14 protein-coding genes and 1 pseudogene are annotated in these 20,619 nt (G+C 70.0%); 6 read left to right on the plus strand and 9 right to left on the minus strand.

From position 1 onward, the window contains the following. The first annotated feature begins 120 nt into the window (after nt 1–120). A complete protein-coding gene (locus LZ604_RS21515) occupies nt 121–1,794 on the plus strand; it encodes an MFS transporter (RefSeq protein WP_234517086.1) in 1,674 nt (557 codons plus the stop codon). A 194-nt stretch (nt 1,795–1,988) separates the two neighbouring features. Further along, complete coding sequence (locus LZ604_RS21520) at nt 1,989–3,098, plus strand: right-handed parallel beta-helix repeat-containing protein (protein ID WP_234517054.1); 1,110 nt, start codon at nt 1,989–1,991, stop codon at nt 3,096–3,098. Nucleotides 3,099–3,303: 205 nt separating this feature from the next. On the opposite strand, the gene sbnA is transcribed toward LZ604_RS21520, so the two are convergent. From sbnA to LZ604_RS21545, 5 genes are read right to left on the minus strand one after another with little or no spacing between them, the layout of a single operon-like run. After that, nucleotides 3,304–4,332 carry a 2,3-diaminopropionate biosynthesis protein SbnA gene (gene sbnA, locus LZ604_RS21525; RefSeq protein WP_234517055.1) on the minus strand — a complete coding sequence of 343 codons (1,029 nt, stop codon included), beginning with the start codon at nt 4,330–4,332 and terminating at the stop codon, nt 3,304–3,306. Nucleotides 4,333–4,369: 37 nt separating this feature from the next. Next, nucleotides 4,370–5,437 carry a 2,3-diaminopropionate biosynthesis protein SbnB gene (sbnB, locus tag LZ604_RS21530; protein WP_234517056.1) on the minus strand — a complete coding sequence of 356 codons (1,068 nt, stop codon included), beginning with the start codon at nt 5,435–5,437 and terminating at the stop codon, nt 4,370–4,372. Beyond that, a complete protein-coding gene (locus LZ604_RS21535; protein WP_234517057.1) occupies nt 5,434–6,438 on the minus strand; it encodes a TauD/TfdA family dioxygenase in 1,005 nt (334 codons plus the stop codon). The genes sbnB and LZ604_RS21535 overlap by 4 nt, the downstream gene beginning before the upstream one ends. A gap of 41 nt (nt 6,439–6,479) precedes the next feature. Further along, a complete protein-coding gene (locus LZ604_RS21540) occupies nt 6,480–9,743 on the minus strand; it encodes a non-ribosomal peptide synthetase (protein ID WP_234517058.1) in 3,264 nt (1,087 codons plus the stop codon). Nucleotides 9,744–9,756: 13 nt separating this feature from the next. After that, a complete protein-coding gene (locus LZ604_RS21545; RefSeq protein ID WP_234517059.1) occupies nt 9,757–12,354 on the minus strand; it encodes a Pls/PosA family non-ribosomal peptide synthetase in 2,598 nt (865 codons plus the stop codon). A 593-nt stretch (nt 12,355–12,947) separates the two neighbouring features. Between LZ604_RS21545 and LZ604_RS21550 the strand changes: the two genes are divergently transcribed. Together LZ604_RS21550 and LZ604_RS21555 are read left to right on the plus strand one after the other, a co-directional pair. Then, nucleotides 12,948–13,529: a GNAT family N-acetyltransferase gene (locus tag LZ604_RS21550; RefSeq protein ID WP_234517060.1), complete on the plus strand. Its 582-nt coding sequence runs from the start codon at nt 12,948–12,950 to the stop codon at nt 13,527–13,529. Between the two features lie 106 nt (nt 13,530–13,635). Then, nucleotides 13,636–14,091, plus strand: coding sequence for a hypothetical protein (locus LZ604_RS21555; RefSeq protein ID WP_234517061.1), 456 nt, complete (start codon nt 13,636–13,638; stop codon nt 14,089–14,091). Between the two features lie 30 nt (nt 14,092–14,121). Here LZ604_RS21555 and lplAB read toward each other — a convergent pair whose 3' ends face one another. The 3 genes from lplAB to LZ604_RS21570 form a co-directional block, all read right to left on the minus strand. Beyond that, on the minus strand, nt 14,122–15,186 hold the full coding sequence (gene lplAB / locus LZ604_RS21560; protein ID WP_234517062.1) for a lipoate-protein ligase LplAB: 1,065 nt from the start codon (nt 15,184–15,186) through the stop codon (nt 14,122–14,124). A gap of 87 nt (nt 15,187–15,273) precedes the next feature. Next, nucleotides 15,274–16,446, minus strand: a complete 1,173-nt coding sequence (locus LZ604_RS21565) for a zinc-dependent alcohol dehydrogenase (protein ID WP_234517063.1) — start codon at nt 16,444–16,446, stop codon at nt 15,274–15,276. A gap of 55 nt (nt 16,447–16,501) precedes the next feature. Next, entirely contained in the window at nt 16,502–17,431 is a 930-nt protein-coding gene (locus LZ604_RS21570) for an SRPBCC family protein (protein WP_234517064.1), read from the minus strand. Nucleotides 17,432–17,951: 520 nt separating this feature from the next. Between LZ604_RS21570 and LZ604_RS21575 the strand changes: the two genes are divergently transcribed. Continuing rightward, a complete protein-coding gene (locus LZ604_RS21575; protein WP_372482174.1) occupies nt 17,952–19,673 on the plus strand; it encodes a SpoIIE family protein phosphatase in 1,722 nt (573 codons plus the stop codon). Nucleotides 19,674–19,734: 61 nt separating this feature from the next. Here LZ604_RS21575 and LZ604_RS21580 read toward each other — a convergent pair whose 3' ends face one another. Further along, nucleotides 19,735–19,941: a DUF6417 family protein gene (locus tag LZ604_RS21580; protein WP_234517065.1), complete on the minus strand. Its 207-nt coding sequence runs from the start codon at nt 19,939–19,941 to the stop codon at nt 19,735–19,737. 153 nt (nt 19,942–20,094) lie between these two features. On the opposite strand from LZ604_RS21580, the pseudogene LZ604_RS21585 reads away from it, so the two are divergent. After that, nucleotides 20,095–20,607: pseudogene (locus LZ604_RS21585) on the plus strand (DNA topoisomerase IB-related protein); the annotation flags it as partial. Between the last annotated feature and the right edge of the window lie 12 nt (nt 20,608–20,619).

Below are 20,619 nucleotides of genomic sequence, written 5' to 3' on the forward strand. Positions count from 1 at the left end.
GGCGGCCGGCCGTCCGCCGTCCGTACGGCGCGCACCACACGCCGGCGGGAACTGCCCCCGGGCCCGGGCTACAAGTGGGTCGCCCTGTCCAACACCACGCTTGGTGTACTGATCGCGACGATGGACGCCTCCATCGTGATCATCTCGCTGCCCGCGATCTTCCGCGGGATCGGCCTCGACCCGCTCGCGCCCGGAAACATCGGCTATCTGCTCTGGATGATCCTGGGCTATCTGCTGGTGTCGGCCGTACTCGTGGTGGTCCTCGGCCGGCTCGGCGACATGTACGGCCGGGTCAAGATCTACAACCTCGGCTTCCTCGTCTTCGCCTGCGCGTCGATCGCGCTGTCCCTGGACCCGTTCCGGGCGGGCGCGGGAGCCCTGTGGCTGATCCTGTGGCGCATCGTGCAGGCCTTCGGTGGCTCCATGCTCACCGCCAACTCGGCCGCCATCCTCACCGACGCCTTCCCCACCCGGCAACGCGGCATGGCCCTGGGCATCAACCAGATCACCGCGCTCGCCGGTCAGTTCCTCGGACTCCTGGCCGGCGGTCTGCTCGCCGCCGTCGACTGGCGGGCCGTGTTCTGGGTGAGCGTGCCGGTGAGTGCCGCCGGGACGATCTGGTCGTATCTGAGTCTGCGCGAGACCGCGGCGGGCCGGCGCGCCCGCATCGACTGGCTGGGGAACATCACCTTCGCGGCGGGCGCGGGGATCCTGCTGGCCGGCATCACGTACGGCATCCAGCCCTACGGTTCCAGCGCCACCGGCTGGGCCAACCCCTGGGTGCTCACGGGTCTGTTGGGGGGCGCGGCGCTGCTGCTGCTCTTCTGCTACGCGGAGACGCGGGTCCCCGAGCCCATGTTCCAGCTGGCCCTGTTCAAGGTGCGGGCGTTCGCCGCGGGCAATCTGGCCGCTCTGCTGACCGCGATCGCGCGCGGCGGGCTGCAGTTCATGCTCATCATCTGGTTGCAGGGGATATGGCTGCCCCTGCACGGCTACGCGTTCGAGGACACCCCGCTGTGGGCGGGCATCTTCATGCTGCCGTTGACGCTGGGCTTCCTGATCGCCGGTCCCCTGTCCGGCTATCTGTCGGACCGGTTCGGCGCCCGTGTGTTCTCCACCGCGGGTCTGGTCGTCGTCGCTGCCTCCTTCCTGGGCCTGCTGACCCTGCCGGTCGATTTCGACTACGGGGTGTTCGCGGCGCTGCTGCTGCTCAACGGGCTCGGCCAGGGCATGTTCTCCTCGCCCAACACGTCGTCGGTCATGGGCAGTGTGCCGCCGGAGTACCGGGGCGTCGCCTCGGGGATGCGCTCGACCTTCCAGAACTCCGGCACCGCCCTGTCCATCGGCGTGTTCTTCTCGCTGATGGTCTCCGGGCTGGCCTCCTCGCTGCCCGCGTCCCTACGGGCCGGACTCACGGCGCACGGCGTCCCGGCCGGCGCCGCCGGGCACGCGGCGTCCCTGCCGCCGGTCAGCACGCTGTTCGCCACGTTCCTCGGCAACAACCCCGTCGAGCACCTGCTCGCCTCCGGCGGGACGCTCAGCCACCTTTCGGCGGCCCAGCAGGCCTCGCTGACCGGCCACGGCTTCTTCCCCCGGCTGGTCTCCGGGCCGTTCCACCACGGGCTGACCATCGTCTTCGGCGTCGCCGCGGCCATGGCCCTGGTCTCCGCGGCCGCCTCGGCCCTGCGCGGCGGGCACACTCCCACGCCGGAGCACACCCCCCAGGACGGGCCGCCCACGGCCGGCGTGCTCGCCGAGGAGGCACACGGACGGCACAACGCGCCCTCCTCGTGATGTCCGCGCGCCGGACACCGGCCACCAGGCCGGTCGGCCGAGCGGAGTAGTCGGCGGCGGGCATCCGTCCTCCCGGCGGGGGACAGGCAACCGGGGCCCGGGTGTGGCCCGGCCCTGAGGCCGTCATCTCTCGTGGAAGCTGGACGACCACGCGTCCCCTCCTCGACCGTCCCCATTCCGGAAGGAACACACCCATGCCCAACTGTGCCGCCGTCGCCCGGCAGGCCGCCTGCTACCTCGGTGGAGCCGCCGTCGTCGCCTCCCTCGCCGTTCCACACGCTGCCGCCGCACCGGGATCCGGCCGGCAGGTCGGCGCCACACAGGTTCGGTGCAGCGCCGCCTCCCTGATCTCCGCGATCAAGACCGCGAACAGCGGCACAGGCGGCAGGCTGGCGCTCGCCCCGCACTGCACCTACCACCTGACCGCCGCCTACTCCCGCCAGGACGGCCTCCCGGCCATCACCAAGCGGATCACCGTCCTCGGCAACGGCGCCACCATCCAGAGAGACGCGTCGGCATCCGGCCGCTTCCGGATCTTGCACGTGGCCTCGGGCGGGAGCCTGGACGTGCGGGACGTCACCGTCCGGGGCGGGAAGGTCGCCGGGACCCAAGAGCTCGGTGCGGGGATCCTGGTCCAGGCCATGGGCAATCTGAATCTGTACCGCAGCAGGGTGAGCCAGAACTCCTCCGGGCGCAACGGCGGCGGGGTGGCCGTGATGGGCACCGCGACCATCAGCAACTCCGAGCTGGTGGCCAACACGGCCACGTTCGGTGGCGGCCTCGTCCAGTTCGGCTCCATCTCCAGGACCACGATCATCAAATCCCAGATCCGGTACAACGTCGCGCGCTTCGACGGCGGAGGCCTGGAGTTCGGCGGCGGGACCGCCCTCGTCCGCGACAGCCACGTGGATCACAACTCCGCGACGTCCGGCGACGGCGGCGGTGGTATCTACAGCGGAGCCGACCTGCAGGTCCTCCGCTCGACCGTCGACCGCAATCGCGCCGGCATCATCTCGACCCAGCCCGGGGGCGGAGGCATCTACAACGACGGTTCACTGTCCCTGCGGGACACATCGGTCAGCAACAACACGGTCACCGGTAGCGCGTCCCAAGGCGGGGGCCTCTACAACCTCGGTGGCCACGTCACCCTGTCGAACGCGCGGATCATCGGTAACTCCGCCGCCAAGGCGCCGGCCGGTGTATGGACCGACACCCGGGTCGGGACGCTGCGTTCGCGGATCGTGAACAACACGCACACCAACTGCCAGCGCAGCCCTGTGGTCCCTGCGGGCTGCGTGAAGTGACGCCGGGACCGGCGCACATCCGCGACGAGGTCCCGAAGGCCTTCGGGAACGGCTGGGACGCGATCCCTGCCCCGCCGTTTCACGGCAGTATGCGGTGGGGGCGTTCGACCTTGCCGTAGGTCTGGTCCAGCGGGGCGGTAAGCCCCGCTGGTCACAGATCCGACGGCCGGTGTCGTCGGGCAGCACTTCGTGGGCCGGCGTAGACCTAGGTCTCCGGGCGTCGGCGCGAGGCCCGCGGGATGGGCTGGCCTCCCCGGGGATCCTTCATGGTCCCTTCGGAGTCGAGGAGGATCCGGTCGCCGTACAGGGCTTCCAGCCAGTTGCTCTGGTAGATGGTGTCGAGGTAGCGCTCGCCGAGGTCCGCGGCGATGGCCACCGAGGTCAGACCGTGCGGGTCGTGGCGGGTCAGCCAGTCCATCGCGCCGCTGACCACCGTCCCGGTGGAGCCACCGAACAGGAACCCTCGCCGGGCCAGACGGTGGCAGGCACGGATGGTGTCCGCCTCCTCCACCCGCATCACGTCGTCCACGAAGGACTCGTCCAGCAGCGGCGGGCGCATGCTCATGCCCAGGCCGGGGATCATCCGGCGCCCCGGCTTGCCGCCGAAGGCCACCGAGCCGACGCTGTCCACGGCGACGATCCGCACGGGCCTGCGCCACTGGCGGAAGTAGCGCGCGCAGCCCATCAGCGTCCCGGTGGTGCCCGCCCCGATGAACAGCACGTCCAGCTCCGGGAAGTGCTCGGCGATCTCCGGCGCCGTGGTGCGGTAGTGCGCCCGCCAGTTGCCAGGGTTGGTGTACTGACCGAGCCACACATACCGGTCGTCGGAGGCGCACAGCTCGCGGACGTAGTCGATGCGCGCGCCGAGGAAGCCGCCGTTGGCGTCCAGGTCGGCGACGATGTGTACCTGGCTGCCCAGCGCCTCCATCAGGAGTCGGGTCGACAGATTGCATCGGGAGTCCGTGACGCACAGGAACCGGTAGCCCTTGCTGGCGGCGATCATGCTGAGCGCCACGCCCAGGTTGCCGGACGAGGACTCGACGAGGATCGAGTCCGGCTTCAGGACTCCTTCCCGTTCGGCCGTCTCCACCATCTCGATGGCGGCCTTCAGCTTGATCGAGCCCGCGAAGTTGAAGCCCTCGCACTTCAGGTAGAGAGAACGCCCGAAGATCGGCTCGAGGTCGACGTACAGCTGGCTTTCGTTGAAGGCGTGAGGAACGGTTATCACGGGCACGGTGGCCTCCTGGTGCCAGGGCTGAAGCAAGGCGCCTTCAGCCGTATCGGCGCAGCTCGTGGAAGAAGTCGTCGATGAGGTGGAGGTGTCCGGCCCGGGCGGCTTCGTCGTAGACGTACTTGCCGACGGCGAGGTCGAGGACGCCGAGCCCGAAGGGCGAGAAGATCACCGTTCGGTCGGCCGGCGGGGTCGCCTGCCCGGTCATGACGTCGTTGAGAGTGCCGTCCAGGAAGTCGCGGTTGCCGGTGGCCTGCTCCGCGAGATGGGGCGAGGTGTCGGCCTTCAGACAGTGCTCGACGTCGTCCACGTAGTTGGCCGAGGCGAGCAGGATCCGGGGGTCGAGGTCGCGCAGGGACACGTGCAGGACCAGCGGATTGTGGCTGAACCACGCCGGGTCGGTGACATGGGGTTTGCCGGCGACGGTGGCGAAGACCACCAGGTCGCTGGAGCGGATCAGGTCCTCGGCGCTGTCGTGGACGGTGACCTGCCCGGTGGACGGGGACTGCCGCAGATAGCCGCAGAAGCCGGAGGTGCTGTCGGCGGACAGGTCGTGCACACCGATCGTGTCGAACGCCCAGCCGGTGCCGATGAGGAAGGAGTGGATGTACCGGGCGATCAGGCCCGCCCCGAAGAATCCGACTCGGGCGGGGCGCGGCCGGGTGCGGCTGAGCCAGTCCGCTGCCAGCGCGGCGGACGCCGCGGTTCTGGTGGCGCTGATGATGGAGCTTTCCAGGCAGGCCAGCGGGTAGCCGGTCTCCGGGTCGTTGAGGATCAGCACCGCGGAGGCCCTGGGCAGCCCGGCGGAGACATTGCCCGGGAAGCTGGAGATCCATTTCACGCCGTCGACCCGCACGGACCCGCCGATGGAGGCCGGCAGGGCGATGATCCGGGCCGTCGGGCGGTCGCGGAAGCGCAGGAAGTACGAGGGTGGGTTGACCGAGTCCCCTGCGCCGTGCAATCGGTAGGTGGTCTCGACCAGTTCCACGATCTGTTTCTCGCGTCCGGCGAGTGTCTGCTGGACCTGGGCACCGGAGATCACCGCGAAGGTCGGCGCGGGGCCCCGCGGCGGCGCGGCCTCGGTGGCGGAGGACGGCAGGGTCGTCATCGCTGGCTCACCTCCGGGGTGGGGTCGCTGTCGGGGAGGCGCTGCGGTTCGGCCATGCCGACCAGCACCCGGCGCTCTCCGGAGAAGGCCTCGCGGCTGTGCGCGGTGCGGATGTTGTCGACGAGCATCAGGTCCCCGGGCTGCCAGGGCTCGCGCCGGGTGTGCTCCTCGTAGGTGCTGTTGATCAGCTGGATGACGTCCTCGCCGATGGGGCTGCCGTCGCCGAAGCGGGTGTTGAACGGCAGCCCGTCCGCGCCGTAGACGTCCACCAGGTACTCGCGCACCTCCGGGGCCAGCGTCCACTCGTTGAGGAAGGCGATCTGGTTGAACCAGCAACGCCGGCCGGTGCCCGGGTGCCGCACCACTGCGCTGCGGCGCTGCCGTGTGCGCAGTGACCCGTCCGGCTGCCAGGCGAACTCGATGGCGTGGGTGAGGCAGTAGTGCTCCACGGCGGCGTGGTCGTCGGTGCCGAACGACTCCTCCAGGGACGCCCCGATCTCGTCGTTGTAGCTGCGGGTGAGCAGCCAGCCCTCGCGTTCGAAGCGTTCGGTCAGCGTGGCGGGCAGCGCCTGGAGCATGCGCTCCGCGTCGGCGACGGCGGTCGCGCCGCCCTGGTCGGGCGCGCTCAGACAGGCGAAGAGCATCAGGCCGGGAACCTCCAGCCGGTAGCTCAGTTCGTGGTGCATGCACATGGGCTGGTTGTCCGGCCAGGCAGCGGAGGAGTACAGCCCGGGGCCGTGGCTCTGCCGGGGGGCGAACGCCTCCCTCTCCGTCATCAGACCGTCGGTGAGTCCGGCGAAGACGGCGCCCACCTGGCCCGTGTCCCGTAGTCCGAGGCCGCGGACGAGAAGCGCTCCGTGCTCGGTGACCTGCCCGCGCAGTGCGTCGCGGTGCCCGGCCGCCCAGCCGGCCGGATCGCCGGGCGGGTCGACGTGCAGGATCGGGGGCCTGTCCGGCGGCAGCTCCACCTCGAGCAGTGATGCCGGGGATGAGGAGGACATCTCGGTTTCCTTTCGATTGCCCCCCGCGGACTCGGGGAGGATCAGGAGGAGGTCAGCACTTCCGCCACGCCCAGGACGGCCCGTGCCGCTTCGGCCGGTCGGGTACGCGGGAAGTAGTGGCCTCCTTCGGCGAGTTCGTGCAGGTCGACGCGGTCCACCAGGAGCTGCCAGCCCCGGTGGCGGTCGGGGGGCCCGGACGTGTACGGGTCGTCGGCGGCGAGGACCACGGTGACCGGCGCGGACAGTTTCGCCGTCGGGGGACTTTCCAGGACGTCGGCGAAGTAGCGGTGTGCGGACACGCAGTCGTGCCGGTAGGCGGCACCGACGTGCTCGGCGTGCTGCGCAGTCAGCTCCCCCAGTTCGGTGTAGCCGCTGTCGGCGGTCAGCCGGGCGGCGATCTCGGTATTGCTCCGCCCCGTCAGCTCGGCGATGGCCGAGCGCCGCTCGGCGGCGGTGCCGAGCAGCTGGGCGCCGATGAACACCCGGGGGACGTCCACCCCGGCCTCCAGCAGCCTCCTCGCCGTCTCGAGCGCCGGAGCGGCGCCCGAGGAGTGCCCCCAGAGCATGACCCTGGTGAGGCCCCGTCCCTCGATCTCGGCGCTGACCCGCTCCACCACCCGCGTGATCGGCGCGAACGGCTCGTTCCGCGCGGCCAGGTCATGGCCGGGCAGGTCGACGGCGTAGACCGCCGTCCCGCTGCCGGCAAGGGCGCCGGCCATGGGCTGGAAGTTGACGGCGTTGCCGCCCGCGTAGGGGAAGCACACCAGGGCGCAGTCCGGCGCACCGTCGGGCGCGGACAGTGGCTGAAGCAGCTCGGCGCGCCGCTGGGCCGCGCCGTCGAGGAGCGCGGCGAGATCGGCGAGCACCGGGTTGCGGGTGATGTCCTTCAGGGACACCGCCCGGCCCAGGGCGATGGTGAGTTTCACCGCCGACAGGGAGGTGCCGCCGGAGTCGAAGAAGTGGTCCTGCCGGCCGATGTGGTCCTGGGGGACGCCCAGCAACTCCGCCCAGGCCGCGGCGAGCTTCCGCTCGGAGGAGGTGCGCGGTTCCTGGAATTGCTTCCCGGCGGGGCCGGCGTCCGCGGCCGAGGCGGTCTGCTGGGCGATCGCGGTCAGGGCCTTCCTGTCGATCTTGCCGTTGGCCGTCAGCGGCAGGCTCTGCCGCCAGTGGAAGGCCGAGGGAACCATGTAGGCGGGCAGCACGGCGTTCAGCGCCTGCCGCAACGCGTCCGCGGGCTGGCACCGGCCGGTGTAGAACGCGATCAGGTGCGCGCTGCGGCCCGCCAGCTCCGCGACGACCACCGCACCGTCCCGTACTCCGGGCACCCTGAGCAGGTTGTTCTCGACCTCTCCGATCTCGATGCGGAAGCCCCGGATCTTGACCTGGTGGTCCCGGCGGCCGAGGAATTCCAGTGCGCCTCCCGGGTGCCAGCGTCCCCAGTCGCCTCCCAGGTAGAGCCGCTCGCCCGGCCGGTAGGGATCGTCCAGATACGCCTCGCGGGTCCGCTGGGGGTCGTTGACGTACCCTCGGCCCACACACACCCCGGAGAACGCGATCACGCCCGGGGCGCCCAGCGGCACCAGTGACAGATGCTCGTCGACGACATAGACGCGCACGTTGTTGACGGCCCGTCCCAGGAGCACGCGTTCCGGCACCCGGTCCATGACCTCGTGGTTGGTGTCGTCGGAGGTCTCGGTCAGCCCGTAGGCGTTGACCAGCTTGATCCCCGGCTGGATCGTGAACCAGCGCTGGACCAGCTCCCGCTTCAGCGCCTCGCCGGTCACGGACACACACGTCAGGTCGGGCAGTTCGCGGGGGTGCTGCTCCAGGTACGACACCACCACCTCGAGGTAGGAGGGAACGACCTGGAGGACACCGACCCGGCCGCGGGCCAGCGTGTCGACGAACTGCTCGACGTCGACGATCACGTCCTGCCGGACCAGGAGGGTCCGCCCGCCCACCAGCAGCCCGGCGAGCAACTGCCACAGCGAGATGTCGAAGCACTGCGGGGCCGTCTGCGCCACCACCCGCCCCTCGCCGATGCCCAGGTCGTCGATCTTGGCGTAGAGGTGGTTGAGCATGCCCTCGTGTTCGCACATCGCACCCTTCGGCTCGCCGGTGGAGCCGGAGGTGAAGTAGATGTAGGCCAGTTGGTCGGGCGTGACCTTCACCGAGACATCGCTGTCGGCCTGCTGTTCCGCGTACGCCGTCTCGACCGGCAGCCTCTCGATGTCGGGCAGCAGGGCCAGGGCCTTGTCGAGCGTGTGCGTGCTGCCGGACTCGGTCAGCACCAGCCGGCATCCGGAACGCGCCAGTGTCGCCTCGATACGGCCGGCCGGGAAATGCGGCTCGATCGGCAGGTACACGCCCCCTGCCTTGAAGACCGCGAGCACGGCGGCCAGCCAGTCGAGGTTGCGCTCGGTGACCACACCGACGACGCCCTCCCGGCCGAGCCCTCGGACCAGCAGCGCCCGGGCCAGCCGGTTCGCGCGGGAGTTCAGCTCCGCGTACGTCCATGTACGGTCGCCGTGCACAGCGGCCACCGCCTCGGGGTGGGCCCGAACCCGCTGCTCGAACAGCTCGTGCACCCGATGCTCCGGCAGGGTCCGCCGGGGCCCGGCCAGTCCGTCGATCTGACGCCGCACCTCCTCCTCCGACAGCAGGCTCTGCCGTGCGTGCTCGGCCTCCGCATCGGCCGTCATCAGCCTGAGCGCGGTGAGGTGATAGCCGCCGATCCGGGCCGCGCAGTCGGCGCTCAGTGCCTCCGTGCGATAACGGAGGCGCAGCAGCGTCCGCCCGCCTCGCTCCTCCCAGTCCACCGCGAGCACCGTGGTGTCGGCGAGTGCGTTCCCGGCGCCCGCCGGGTCGAGGACCACCTCGTAGGACGGACCGGCCACGCCCAGCTCACGGCGCAGTTCCTCCACCGGGTACGTTCGGTGCGCGAGCAGCTCCGCCGCGCTGCGATGGACGGTCGAGACCAGCTCACGCCAGGTGGGGGGAGCGACGGTCAGCCGGCACGGCAGCGGGCCGCCGTCCGCCCCGAAGGCGTAGCCCGTCACCACCTCCTGCTCACCCGACAGCGCGGCCAGCACCTTCGCGTGCGCGGCCAGCAGGACCGCGCTGACCGGCACCTCCAGCTCCCCCGCCAGCGCGTGCACCGCCTCCGCGGTGTCTCCCGGTACCACCGTCTCGTACGCGGCGACGCCCACCGCCGGATCCGGCGCCCACCGGGGAATCGCGGTGGAGCCGCCGGCGGCCAGCACACGGCTCCAGAACTCCCGGTCCGCGTTCACGTGCGCTTCCATCGCATGGCCTTCCTCAACTCACCGTCGGCGCGGCACCGGGTGCCGGGGACGTCGCTGTCGCCGTCGCCGGACCTACGCCGAAGGGCCAGCCGGGGGCGTCGGGGTTCTCGGCGGCGGGGTTCCCTCCCCACCGTGCGTACGGGGGCACTTCCTCGCCCTTCATGAGGAAGGAATCGGGTGCCAGCTCGGCGTTGTCTCCCACGATCACGCCGTAGTGGACATGTGCGGCGACGCCGAGGGTGCAGCCCGCACCGAGGGTGGTGCGGTCGGACTTGAAGGTGCCGTCCTCCTGGGAGTGGCACTGGATCTTGGTGCCGACGTTGAGGGTGCAGTCGTCCCCGATGGCGGTGAGCGTCCGCTCCGTCACATGGCAGCCGTCGTCGAAGACCCTGCGGCCGATGCGCACGCCCAGCATCCGCCAGAGCACGTTCTTGAAGGGGGTGCCGTTGAATACCATGAAATGCCGTTCCGGCACCTTCCACATGCGCTCGTGCCACCAGAAGTACGGGTCGTAGATGGAGCACAGCTGGGGCCGCAGCCTGCGGAACCTCGCGATGCAGCGCTCCACCACGGCGTAGTAGACGGCGGTGAACCCGAGCGTGAACGCCAGATATACGGCGATCAGGAGGTACCCGAGTGCCCCGTACAGATTGAGGAAGGCCAGGCCGAGCGCCGTGAGAGCGAAGGTGTGCAGCCACCGGAGGCCCAGGAGCAGGGCCATGGAGCGCAGGTTGTAGCGGTTCTTCGCGGCGAGTCGACGGCGCAGTTCAGCGCCGCTCCTGAGGTGGTCGAACCGCGAGTCGCGCTCGACCGACCGGGGAATCTCGAAGCTCGGCGAGCCGAGCAGCCCGACGCCCTCGCGGATCTCGCCGTCGAGGGGAACCATCACCTTGGTCGCGAGCAGGCAGTTGTCGCCCGTTCTCGCCCCTGCGGGGAAGGCGATGTTGTTGCCGATGAAGTTGTGCGGCCCGATCGTCGCCCGGGAAACCCGGAAGGACGTGCTGGAGAACTCCGCGTTGACGATGGAGAGACCGTCGGCCACCATCGTGCCCCTGCCGATGGACACCTGAAACGGGGATTCCTGCACCACTTCGGTGCCGAAGTTGGAGCCGGTCTGCTCCACATTCGTCAGGTCGTATCCGAGGCCCCGCAGGTAATGCACGATGTAGGAGCTGTCCCCGAAAAGCCAGGTGAAGAAATGGATGTTCGTCATCAGGGCGATGGCCCGCTGCGCCCCGTACTGGAAGCCGTAGAGCGGATACACCTTGTCGGGCTTGATGACCAGGTTGAGCAGCCGGGGCCCGATGAACAGCGCGGCGAGACCGATGACGACGATACCGAAGAACAGCACCAGGGACGTGATCAGCGCGTCGGCGAAAAGCTCGGAGACGGAGTTGACGTCGGTCGGCTCCACGCGCTTTCCGAGCGCGGGCACCGCGATGAACACCATGTACAGACCGCCGATGGCCAGCGGGATGTACAGGAGGAAGAGCTGGAGCAGGGTGGCGAGGCCGAAGCAGACCCGGCGCAGCGTGCCGCACTCGGCCCGCTCGACCCTTATGTAGTCGAAGTCCGTGGGCTGCGCCGGAGATCCGTGCCAATGCTCACCGGCCGGGATGGACTCGCCCCGGTACAGGGAGGATGCGTGGCCGAGCTGGGCGCCGTCGCCCATCGACGTGTCGATGTCGAGCACGGTCTTCTCACCGACGTACACATCGCGGCCGAGTGTGACCCGGCCCGTCTGGATACGCCCGGCGTGCGCCCGGTAGCAAAGGAAGAACGAGTCCTTGCGGACGAGCGTGTCCGGGCCGATCGTGAGCAGGTCGGTGCAGACCGGGACGGAGCGGGAGAGGATCGTGACTCTCTTGCCGATCCGCGCGCCGAGAGCCCGTAGGTACAGCACGTACAGCGGGTTGCCGACGAGGAAGACCATCGGATTGGCGTGGAGCAACGTCTTGACGATCCAGAACCGCAGATAGGTCAGGCCCCAGATGGGGAATTCACCGGGCTTCCAGCGCCCCACGAGGATCCACTTGGCCAGGATCGGGAAGGCACACACGGCGACCAAGCCCGCTCCCCCGAACAACAACGACCGGACGTAGATGTCGCTCAGCCTCTTGCCCTCGGCGACCCATTCGTAGCCGCGGGCGGTGGCGAGCCCGGTGAGGAAGGAATAGGCCAGGAAGACCAGCAACTGGAGTGTTCCGCACAGGACATAACTCGTCGTGCTGGCCCGGGTGGGCTGAGCGAGCGCCGCCGGCGGCGCCGGCCGCGTCAGGGGCTGTCCGTCGACAGGGGTGGGAATGGCGTCCGCGAGTGCCGCCGCCAGGTGCCGGATCGTGGGGTTCCGATAGATGTCCTTCATGGACACCGAGGGAAGGTCCGACCGCTTCCTGACGCGTGCGCAGAATTGGGCCATCACCAAGGAGTTGGCGCCGAGATCTTCGAAGAAGTGACTGTCGGCCGATACGCGTTCGACGCACACGACCTCAGCCAGTACTTCGGCGAGCTTCCTCTCGGTTTCCATGATTGACGGGCCTGCGCTGTTTCGCCTGGTGCTCGGAGGTTCGTCCGGCCCGGGTATCACGACCTCGGCAGACTTCTCTCCCATGCTAACTCCTTGCGGAAATATCGCTGACCATCACTCTGCGACGGCCAGACCCATGTCCCCGCGGCCGGCAGCGACCGGACCGGTGATCCGGGAAGCCCCGACGTCGCGGCCTCTCCCGTCTGATCGCGAAAATCGTGCCGCTTCAGTGTCGGTCGGCCACGATCCGGTGGCCACTCGAACTCGATCTCGACAACTCGACACTAGCGCTCAACGGACCGGTATTCCTGGGCTCACTGCATCGTGGAAGTGGGCGACAATCACCCGGATGGGAGGTTTACGCAGGCGCCGACCGGCCATACCACGGCTTCTGGGCACCGAATCCGAACCCGCGCAAAACGTGACCCGGACGCGACAAGAAAACGCGCCCTGCGGCTCTCTCGGCGCCGCTTCCCAAGCCCCTCCGGCGCGACATGGACAAGAATGCAGACGCAATAGTGGAATATTCGACAACTCGTCTCGGATGATCCGATCGGGTGAATTGGGCGGGACGGTTCGACTCCTCGGGAGCCTCTGGAGACCGTCCTCCCCCTCCGTGCGGCATGGCCCGGAACTAAACCGCTTGCGCTCCCGTGCCGGGCCGAGAGAATCGGCGCGTGCCGATCGTGTCGTTTCCCGAAGAGTCCACCCCGCCCGAGCTGCGCACACAGGTGCGCGACCTCCAGGAGCAGGCATGGCCGTCCGCTGACGGTCCTCTCGCCGCGGCCGACGCTCCGACCCACGATCCCCTGCTGCGGCCGTGGTCGATGCTGCTCGTGGACGAGGGGACGGTGCTGGCCGCTCTGGACATTCTGTCCAAGGAGATCTCCCACGCGGGGCAGCGCTATGCCGCCGGCGGACTGAGCACGGTGGTGACGCGGCCGGAGAGCCGGGGCCTTGGACACGGTGGGCGCCTGGTGGCAGCGGCGAGGGAGACGATGATCGCCCGAAACCTGGATCTCGGGCTGTTCACCTGCGACCGCCCGCTCCGGGCTTTCTACGAGCGTGCCGGGTGGCAGGTGCTTCCCGGTACGGTGCTGATCGGCGGGACACCGCAGGACCCGTTCCCCAGCGACCGGCCCGGCTTCGGCAAGGTCACCCTCGGCGACTTCTTCTCGGCCAGGGCACGGCAGCACCGCACGTCGTTCCACGACAGCCGTGTCGGTCTGTTTCCAGGGCACGTCGACAAGCTCTGGTGACCGACCGGTGCGCGTACGAGTGGTACTGCGCGTACGAGTGGTGCATTGGCCTGCCGGGGTCGTAGCGTCGGTACAGACGCGCCTGCACTCACGGCCGGGAGTCGACATGCGGATGCACAAGGTGAACACGGCGGTTACGCTGGGTGCCGTCGCCCTGCTCACAGCAGCCATGGGAACGGCCTCCGCCGCCCCACCGGCCGGGCGCACCCCCCACCCGCAGCCCGCCCATCCCGTGATCGTCGACTGCGTCTGGCACCCCCAGGTGCGTCCCGCCGACTTCATGATCGCCTGCGGTGACGGCAACAGCAGCCTGTCCTCGCTCCGCTGGTCGCACTGGGATCAGGGCTCGGCGACAGCCAGCGGCGTCAACGTGGTCAACGACTGCAAGCCGTACTGCGCGGCGGGCAGGTTCCACTCGTATCCGGTCACCGTGCGGCTCGACCACCCGCAGCCATGGAAGAAGAATCCGCGGGTGCAGCACTACACACAGATGAGCCTCGTCTACACCGACGGCAGGCCCGACGGGTTCGACCGCGTGGTGACCTATTCGCTGTGGAACTGATGCCGGCGTGCGCACGGGCGGACAGCGCCGCTACGGCACGCGGGCGGTCCACTGCGGAGCGGAGAACTTGGTGGCGGCCAGCTCCATTGCCCGCTCCAGCTCCTGCGGGGTGAGCCGGCCCCTGGCGAGGCCGTAACGCGTCCCGAACGAGCGGATCATACGGTCGATGACGGCCTCCCTGGGCAGCCCCGTCTGTCGCCGCAGCGGGTCGACCCGCTTCTGGGCGCTGCCGATGCCCTTGCCGGACAGCTTCTCGCGGCCGATACGGAGCACCTGGAGCATCTTGTCGGCGTCGATGTCGTAGGACATGGTCACGTGGTGCAGGATCGCGCCCTGGCCGCCGTCCGGACCGACCATGCGCTTCTGCGCGGCTCCGGCAATCTTGCCGGCGTCGGTGGCGATGTCGTTGAGGGGCTGATACCAGGCCTTGATGCCCATGTCGTCCAGGGCACCCAGCACCCAGTCGTCGAGGTAGGCGTAAGAGTCGGCGAAGGACAGCCCCGACACGAGGGAGGCGGGCACGGAGAGCGAGTAGGTGATCGTGTTGCCGGGCTCCACGAACATGGCGCCTCCCCCGGAGATACGGCGTACGACGGTGATCCCGTGACGGCGCGCGGCCTCGGTGTCGACCTCGTTGCCCAGAGACTGGAAGCTGCCGATGACGACGGCCGGGCCGCCCCACTCCCACACCCGCAGGGTCGGCGGCCGGCGCCCGGCGGCCACCTCCGCCGTGAGGACCTCGTCCAGCGCCATGTGCAGGGCCGGCGGCTGGGGCTCCTCGTGGATCAGCTGCCAGTCGTAGTCGGTCCAGTCCGTGGCCTGGGCGAGCGCACGGCGGACCGCTGTCGCGACGCCGTCGGGAGTCAGGCCGTACATGACGGTGCCCTCGGGCAGGCCCGCTCGGATGCGCACCGCGAGTTCGGCGGCGTCCGTGGTGACGGGGGCTCCCTCGAGAGCACGGTCCATGGCGAGCAGCGCCTCGTCGGGTTCCAGGAAGAAGTCGCCCGCGACGCGGACATTGCGGAGCACGCCGTCGTGGTCGTCGAGATCGACCACCACCAGCTTGCCCCCGGGCACCTTGTACTCGCCGTGCATGCCGACCGCCTTGACCGTTCCTGTGCCGCCGTCACGGTAACGCCGGCCGCCATGCCCGCTGTTCCGGTCGCCGCCCGCCTGCCCCGGCTACGGCTGGAGGACGACCTTGTTGCACTCGTTCTCCTTGTGCTTGAACATCTCGTAGCCCTGGGGAGCCTGATCCAGTGGCAACCGGTGCGAGATGACGAAGCTGGGGTCGATGTCGCCGTCGCGGATGCGGTCGAGCAGCAGGCGCAGATAGCGGTGCACATGGCACTGGGCGCCGCGCAACGTGAGCGACCGGTTCATCAGACTGCCCATGGGGAACTTGTCGAGGAACCCGCCGTAGGTGCCGATCACGGAGATCGTTCCGCCGTTGCGGCACGCCAGGATGGCCTCACGCAGGGCGTGCGGGCGCTCGGTCTCCAGCCGTGCGGCCTGCTTGGCGCGGTCGTAGGCGTGGAGCGGACCGGTGGGGTGGTGAGCCTCCATGCCGACCGCGTCGATGCACGCGTCGGGGCCGCGGCCGGCCGTCATGTCCGCCAGGGCGTCCAGCACGTCGACCTCCTCGTAGTCGAGGGTCTCGCTGCCGGTGTACTCCCTGACCCGGTCGAGCCGGTAGGGGAAGCGGTCGATGGTGATGACCCGCTCGGCGCCCAGCAGATAGGCGCTGGCGACGGCGAGCTGGCCGACCGGGCCCGCACCCCAGACGGCGACGACGTCGCCCGGCTTGATGTCGCACATCTCCGCGCCCATGTAGCCGGTGGGCAGGATGTCGGAGAGGAAGAGGACCTGCTCGTCGGGCAGGTCGTCGTCGACCCTGATGGGACCGACGTCCGCGAACGGCACTCGGGCGTACTCTGCCTGGCCGCCGGCGAAGCCGCCGAGCATATGGGAGTAGCCGAAGATGCCGGCGGGACTGTGGCCCATGAACTTCTCCGCGAGACCCGCGTTGGGATTGGAGTTCTCGCACACCGAGTACAGCTGGTGCTCGCAGGCCCAGCAGTGGCCGCAGGCGATGGGGAAGGGCACGACGACCCGGTCGCCGACCTTGAGGTCGGTCACCTCCGGGCCCACCTCGACGATCTCGCCCATGAACTCGTGGCCGAGGACGTCGCCCTTCTCCATGGTGGGTATGTAGCCGTCGTAGAGATGGAGATCGGAGCCGCAGATCGCCGTGGAGGTGATCCGGACGATCGCGTCCCTGGGGTTGAGGATCTTGGGGTCGGGAACCTCGGTCACCTCGACGGAGTTGCGCCCGGTCCAGCATGTGGCCTTCATCGGATGTCCTTTCCGCAGCCGGGCTCCGGCTGCTGTCGACGCGTGGTGGCCGTGGTCAGCCCGAGACCAGCGGCTGGGCCGGGCGCTGCCTGAGCAGGCGCATGGCGCGCGTGCCCTCGGGGCTGCCCTCGGAGCGGACCACTTCCCCTGCCTCCAGGACCTGCTTGAGCCGGCGCAGGTCGTCGTGGACCTGCTGGTCGGGGTGCTCGCCGAGGAGCTTCGCGACGGCGGTGCCGAGCCGGCCGGCCCGGGGTTCGTAGGCCAGGTGAACCCGCAGTTCGGTGCCACGCCCGCCGGGAGCGTCCGAGAACCACACCGAACCGTGGTTCTCCACCGCGGTGCGTCCGACCGACTGCCAGGCGATGAGCTTCCCGGGCCGGTCCTCGACGATGTCGGCGTCCCATTCCACGGTCCGCTTCAGCGGCCCCCGGGTCCTCCAGTGGGAGCGCCCCTGGCCGCGTGGCTCGACGGACTCCAGGTGGTCCATGAACCGCGGCAGATTGCTGAAGTCGTGCCAGAAGCGGTAGACCTGCGCCCGCGGGCGATTGATGGTGATGGCCGCGTGCGCCTCCAGCGCGTTGTCTTCGTCCCGCCGGTGCGCCGTGGCGCCCGCTCCGCGGGCCGCGGTGTACACGTCGAGCGCGGTCAGGGCCGCCACGGCGGCTGTGACGGCGCCCGTCCGGAGTCCGCGCCCACCGCTGCGGGAGCCCAGGGCCCGGCCCAGGACCGCCAGGTCCATCACATCCCCCGCGACGCGGGTCCAGACCCAGGGGGCCGGCTCACGGCTGACCAGCAGGGGCCCGGCGTGCAGGAGTTCGCGGACACCGGCCATCGGCACGAGGGTCCGGGATGCCCGGGAGTCGTCGACGCCCGCCAGCTTCCGGACGGTGTCCGGAGCCGCGAGTTGCAGCCCTCCCAGGGCGAGGCTGCCCCAGCCCAGGGCACGGGCGAGGCGGTGGGGCGTGGATTCCTGGTGTGCGTTCATGACGTCCTCATCCGATCGCAGCGCCGAAGGCGGGGGAGGCGGGGCTTGCGACCGTTGGGCGTCCACGGCCGGGGGCGATCGCCCGGCACGAACGAGGACCGAAGGTGACCCCTCGCCGATTCGCGGTTCGCAGCCGCACGGGGGGCGCCGGTCGCATGTGTCCGGATTCCGCTGTCGCCCGGGCCGACGCTTCGTATGCCGTCGCGGACAGATGTCGCGAGGTCGGAGGCCGGTGTCCCGGATCCGGTATCCGGCATCCGCTGCACGGGGACCTCCACGGCGAGCCGTGGAGCGCGACCCCTCTCCGGTACCCATGGGCAGAAGTCCTACGCGCTCCGGCACCGCCTTTCGTCACCCGGCCCCGGGGCCGGGCCCGGAAGAATTCACCTCGAGGAGTGACCGATGCGGGCGTGACGGCCGGGAAGCCGGTGAGAATATCGGTCAGCAAGTGCGACAGCCGTCCGTGCCCGAGTGGGCCGGGCCGGCATCGCTGGCCACGGCACGGCGGAGGAGGGTCAGGGTGGCGGACCTCAAAGGGGCGGACGCGGTCGACGGGCCCTGGCGGCGAACCGTTCGGGAGTCGCTGACAGGAGCGCTCGACGCACTGGGTACCGGCGCCTACGTCGTCGACGAGGAGGGACGCATCCTCGCCGTCAACTACCATGCCGAGCACCTGTTGCTCCGGCCTTCCGGTGAACTCCTCGGGCACGACGCCCACGATCTGCTGCACCGCAACAGCCATGGGGAGCCGGTGCCCAGAACCCAGTGTGCGATGAGACCGGCCTTTCTGGGCCGGCAGACGGCGCAGTCCGGAGACGTCTGGTTCGCCCGCGGGGACGGCTTCGTGATGCCGGTGCGGTGGCTGGTCACCCCGTACGACATCGGTGACCTGGGACCGGGCACGCTGGTGCTCTTCCACTCGTCCGCCCACGGCGACGCCCCCCGTAACCAGCCGGAGCCGGCCACGGCGCCGCTTTCCGAACTGCAACGCCTGGCCCTGCTGGCGGAGACGACCACCCAGCTGACCTCGACCCTGGACGTGGACGAGGCGCTGAGGCGACTGGTGCACCTGGTGGTGCCCCGTCTGGCGGACTGGGCCGTCATCGACCAGGTGACCGATCGTGACGAGGTGTGGCGCACCACCGTGGTGCACGCGGAGAACGGCCTCCTGGTGCACCGGGAGGACCTTCAGGGCCCGATGCCGCCCGTGCCCGAGGAGTCCCCGATGCCGCTGTCGCGCGCCCTGCGCGGCGTCGCGTCCACCCTGGCGGGCCCCGAGACCTACCGGCGCGCACCGGACGCGGGGATGGCCGTCGCACAACGCCGGCTGTTCGAGGCGACCGGCATGCACTCCGCCGCCATCGCCCCGATCCGCGGCCTGCGGGAGGTCCTCGGGGCGCTGACCCTGGGACGTTCGGAGCGGCCCGAGGCCTTCACCCCCGCCGACCTCGCGCTGCTGGAGGACATCACCCGGCGAGCCGGACTGGCCCTGGACAACGCGCGGCTCTACCAGCGGCAGCGCAAGGTCGCCGAGACCATGCAGCGCCACCTGCTCCCCCAGATGCCGCGCCTGACCGAACTGGAGATGACCGCGCGCTATCTGCCCTCTCCCGATGCCTCACAGGTCGGCGGCGACTGGTACGACGCCTTCACGCTCGCCGACGGCAACACGGCACTCGCCATCGGGGACGTCGTCGGTCACGATCTGGACGCCGCGGCCGGCATGGCGCAGGTGCGCAACATGCTCCGCGCCTACGCGTGGTCCCAGACGGAACCGCCCAGTCGCATAGTCGAGTGGCTCGACGAGGCGATGACCCGCCTGACCGACGTCCCCATGGCCACGACGGTCTTCGCCCGGATGGCGCTCGGCGACGACGGACGATGGACCCTGTCGTGGACCAACGCCGGCCATCCGCCGCCCCTGCTCGTGACCCGTGAGGGTCTGACCGAGTACCTCACCGACGGGCACGGCCCTCTCCTCGGCATCGGACCCCGGGGGCACCGATGTGACGCGACCGCGGTGCTGCCGCCGGAGTCGACGTTGTTGCTGTACACCGACGGTCTCATCGAATCGCCGGGCCACTCCCTGGACGAGGGGCTCGACCGGCTGCGCCGGCACGCCGCCGCCCTGGCCCGGCGCTCACTGGAGTCGTTCGCCGATCAGCTGCTGGAGCGCACCCGGCCGGCCGACAACGACGACGACGTCGCCGTTCTGGCCCTGCGTACGCCTCCGGCGCCGTGACGGATCCGTTGCAGCCGGGGAAGGCGGCGGTCAGTTCTCCGAGGGGATCCGGGCCGCGATCTCAGTTCTCCGAGGGGATCCGGGCCGCGATCTCGCGCGCCAGCCGTTCGGCCTCCGCCGAGAGCGGGCCGCCCTCCTCGGCGACCGTCGCCAGCAGCCGTAGCAGATCGTGTGCCTCTTCACGGCTCATCAGTGCAAGCCGCTCCATCGTCTGCTCGACGGGGGCGGGCTCGAGGCCGTCGAGGCCGAGGGGGTCGTTGTCGTCCATGCTCTGGGCAACGTACCCGGCCACCGGCTGGTCACGCACAGGCCCGGGCCGATGCGCTGTACGTTCACACACGTCCGAGTGAGGGGACCGCTTCGGGGTACCGGATAGGCCTCCGTGGTCGCGGCCGGATCCGGTGGTGAGGAAGGTGAGGACGTGCGTCTGCGTCACAGTCGTCCCTGCGAGCCGGGGTACTTGCGGAGACGGCGTGGCCGCGGGTTCCAGTATGTCGATGCCTCCGGGAACGTCCTGTCGGACGCGTCGCAACTGGAGCGGATCAAGGAGCTGACCATTCCGCCCGCCTGGCGGGACGTATGGATCTGCCGTCATCCGCACGGTCATCTGCAAGCCGTCGGCACCGACGCGGCGGGGCGCCGCCAGTATCTCTACCATCCCCGGTTCCGGGCCCAGCGGGAGGAGAGCAAACACGACCACGTCCTGGAGGTCGCCGACGCGCTGCCGTCCCTGCGTGAGGCCGTGGAGGCGCACCTGAGCGGGCGCGGGCTGAGCCGCGAGCGCGTCCTGGCCACCGCCGCGCGCCTGCTCGATCTGGGCTTCTTCCGAATCGGCAGCGACCGTTACGCCGACCTGCACCAGACCTACGGCCTGACGACCCTGCTCCGTGAGCATGCCAGGGCCTCTCGGGGCCGCATCGTCTTCACGTACCCCGCCAAGCACGGC

The sequence above is a fragment of the Streptomyces glomeratus genome (assembly GCF_021462825.1).
Taxonomy (GTDB): domain Bacteria; phylum Actinomycetota; class Actinomycetes; order Streptomycetales; family Streptomycetaceae; genus Streptomyces; species Streptomyces glomeratus.